The organism is Nocardioides sp. Z21_20 (assembly GCF_059766585.1).
Map to the genome: position 1 here is coordinate 1 of NZ_JCBAJX010000028.1, position 3,480 is coordinate 3,480.

The 3,480-nt window shown below is 56.3% G+C and carries 2 rRNA genes; both read right to left on the bottom strand.

Annotated features, from left to right (window positions below):
- Positions 1-1,594 (bottom strand): 23S ribosomal RNA (locus tag AC6EH9_RS19970); the annotation flags it as partial.
- Positions 1,595-1,933: 339 nt separating this feature from the next.
- Positions 1,934-3,452, bottom strand: a 16S ribosomal RNA gene (locus AC6EH9_RS19975).
- Between the last annotated feature and the right edge of the window lie 28 nt (positions 3,453-3,480).

The window sequence follows — 3,480 nt, forward strand, 5'->3', positions numbered from 1 at the left end:
TAGGCTCGCGTCCCCGAAGGGATCACTCACTGTTCGGGCACTTAGCATCACCGGCCTCGTCATGGGCGCTATTTTGCCGGTACGGGAATATCAACCCGTTGTCCATCGACTACGCCTGTCGGCCTCGCCTTAGGTCCCGACTTACCCAGGGCAGATTAGCTTGACCCTGGAACCCTTGATCATTCGGCGCAAGTGTTTCTCACACTTGATTCGCTACTCATGCCTGCATTCTCACTCGTGTAGCGTCCACACCTGGATCACTCCGGCGCTTCACTCGCCACACGACGCTCCCCTACCCATCCACACACCTGAACCACAAAGGCTTAGCTATTGTATGAATGCCATAGCTTCGGCGGATAACTTGAGCCCCGCTACATTGTCGGCGCGGAATCACTTGACCAGTGAGCTATTACGCACTCTTTCAAGGGTGGCTGCTTCCAAGCCAACCTCCTGGTTGTCACTGCGACTCCACATCCTTTTCCACTTAGTTATCGCTTAGGGGCCTTAGCTGATGGTCTGGGCTGTTTCCCTCTCGACTACGGAGCTTATCCCCCGCAGTCTCACTGCTGCGCTCTCACTTACCGGCATTCGGAGTTTGGCTAACGTCAGTAACCTGGTAGGGCCCATTAGCTATCCAGTGCTCTACCTCCGGCAAGAAACACGCAACGCTGCACCTAAATGCATTTCGGGGAGAACCAGCTATCACGAAGTTTGATTGGCCTTTCACCCCTATCCACAGGTCATCCCCTCAGTTTTCAACCTAAGTGGGTTCGGTCCTCCACGCGGTCTTACCCGCGCTTCAACCTGCCCATGGATAGATCACTTCGCTTCGGGTCTTGATCGCGCTACTCAAACGCCCTATTAGGACTCGCTTTCGCTACGGCTACCCCACACGGGTTAACCTCGCAACACAACGCAAACTCGCAGGCTCATTCTTCAAAAGGCACGCCGTCACCAGACTTAAAGTCCAGCTCCGACGGATTGTAGGCACATGGTTTCAGGTACTATTTCACTCCCCGCCAGGGGTACTTTTCACCTTTCCCTCACGGTACTTGTCCGCTATCGGTCACCAAGGAGTATTTAGGCTTAACGGGTGGTCCCGCCAGATTCACACGGAATTTCAGGGGTTCCGTGTTACTTGGGGTAACGCTCCAGAGCCCGTGCCTTACACCTACGGGGCTATCACCCTCTACGGCTCCACTTTCCAATGGAATTCAACTTCAACACGGGTTTCTTACTCTGCACCACATCGGCAGATGTGATCAAGCGGCCCCACAACCCCAGCCCCGCAACGCCTGCCGGCTATCACACGGAACTGGTTTAGCCTCTTCCGATTTCGCTCGCCACTACTCTCGGAATCACTGTTGTTTTCTCTTCCTGTGGGTACTGAGATGTTTCACTTCCCCACGTTCCCTCCAACTGCCCTATATATTCAGACAGCGGTAACTGGACATGACTCCAGCTGGGTTTCCCCATTCGGACACCCCCGGATCAACGCTCGGTTGCCAACTCCCCAGGGCTTATCGCAGGCTCCAACGTCCTTCATCGGCTCTTGGTGCCAAGGCATCCACCATGTGCCCTTAGTAGCTTGTCATTACTACAAAGATGCTCGCGTCCACTGTGCAGTTCTCAAACAACAACCCGCAACCCCCACCCAACCACTACAAGAGCGACCAGATGTAAGGCCCGGAGAAAAACCACCCACACACACTCACGTGCATGCCATGTGATCCCTCAGGACCCAACAGTGTGCCAAACAACCCACCCCCACCACAGGAAACCCTCACCCCTTCCACACCCACCCCAAAAGGCAGGCAGTACTAAGAGGAGAGCCCCCGACACGGAGACAAGCCTTCATCGACGATTCCACTAGTGAGTAGCACCATCGCACCCACCACTGTTGGCGGATGACTCATGGCCACTGACTCCTTAGAAAGGAGGTGATCCAGCCGCACCTTCCGGTACGGCTACCTTGTTACGACTTCGTCCCAATCGCCAGCCCCACCTTCGACAGCTCCCTCCCACAAGGGGTTAGGCCACCGGCTTCGGGTGTTGCCGACTTTCGTGACGTGACGGGCGGTGTGTACAAGGCCCGGGAACGTATTCACCGCAGCGTTGCTGATCTGCGATTACTAGCGACTCCGACTTCATGGGGTCGAGTTGCAGACCCCAATCCGAACTGAGACCGGCTTTTTGGGATTCGCTCCGCCTTACAGCATCGCAGCCCTTTGTACCGGCCATTGTAGCATGCGTGAAGCCCTGGACATAAGGGGCATGATGACTTGACGTCATCCCCACCTTCCTCCGAGTTGACCCCGGCAGTCTCTTATGAGTCCCCACCATTACGTGCTGGCAACATAAGACGAGGGTTGCGCTCGTTGCGGGACTTAACCCAACATCTCACGACACGAGCTGACGACAGCCATGCACCACCTGTATACCGACAAAAAGGGGCACCATCTCTGGCGCTTTCCGGCATATGTCAAACCCAGGTAAGGTTCTTCGCGTTGCATCGAATTAATCCGCATGCTCCGCCGCTTGTGCGGGCCCCCGTCAATTCCTTTGAGTTTTAGCCTTGCGGCCGTACTCCCCAGGCGGGGCGCTTAATGCGTTAGCTGCGGCACGGAATCCATGGAATAGACCCCACACCTAGCGCCCAACGTTTACGGTGTGGACTACCAGGGTATCTAATCCTGTTCGCTCCCCACACTTTCGCTCCTCAGCGTCAGGTAATGCCCAGAGAACCGCCTTCGCCACCGGTGTTCCTCCTGATATCTGCGCATTTCACCGCTACACCAGGAATTCCGTTCTCCCCTGCATACCTCTAGTCTGCCCGTATCGGAAGCAGGCCCAGGGTTAAGCCCTGGGTTTTCACTCCCGACGCGACAAACCGCCTACGAGCCCTTTACGCCCAATAATTCCGGACAACGCTCGCACCCTACGTATTACCGCGGCTGCTGGCACGTAGTTGGCCGGTGCTTCTTCTGCGCCTACCGTCACTTTCGCTTCGTCGGCGCTGAAAGAGGTTTACAACCCGAAGGCCGTCATCCCTCACGCGGCGTTGCTGGATCAGGCTTTCGCCCATTGTCCAATATTCCCCACTGCTGCCTCCCGTAGGAGTCTGGGCCGTGTCTCAGTCCCAGTGTGGCCGGTCACCCTCTCAGGCCGGCTACCCGTCGAAGCCTTGGTAGGCCATTACCCCACCAACAAGCTGATAGGCCGCGAGCTCATCCTCCACCGCCAGAACTTTCCACCACACCACATGCATGGCGCGGTCATATCCGGTATTAGACCCCGTTTCCGAGGCTTATCCCAGAGTGAAGGGCAGATTGCTCACGTGTTACTCACCCGTTCGCCGCTCGTGTACCCCCGAAAGGGCCTTACCGCTCGACTTGCATGTGTTAAGCACGCCGCCAGCGTTCGTCCTGAGCCAGGATCAAACTCTCCGTTGAAAAACAACACACAACCAACCACCCCAAA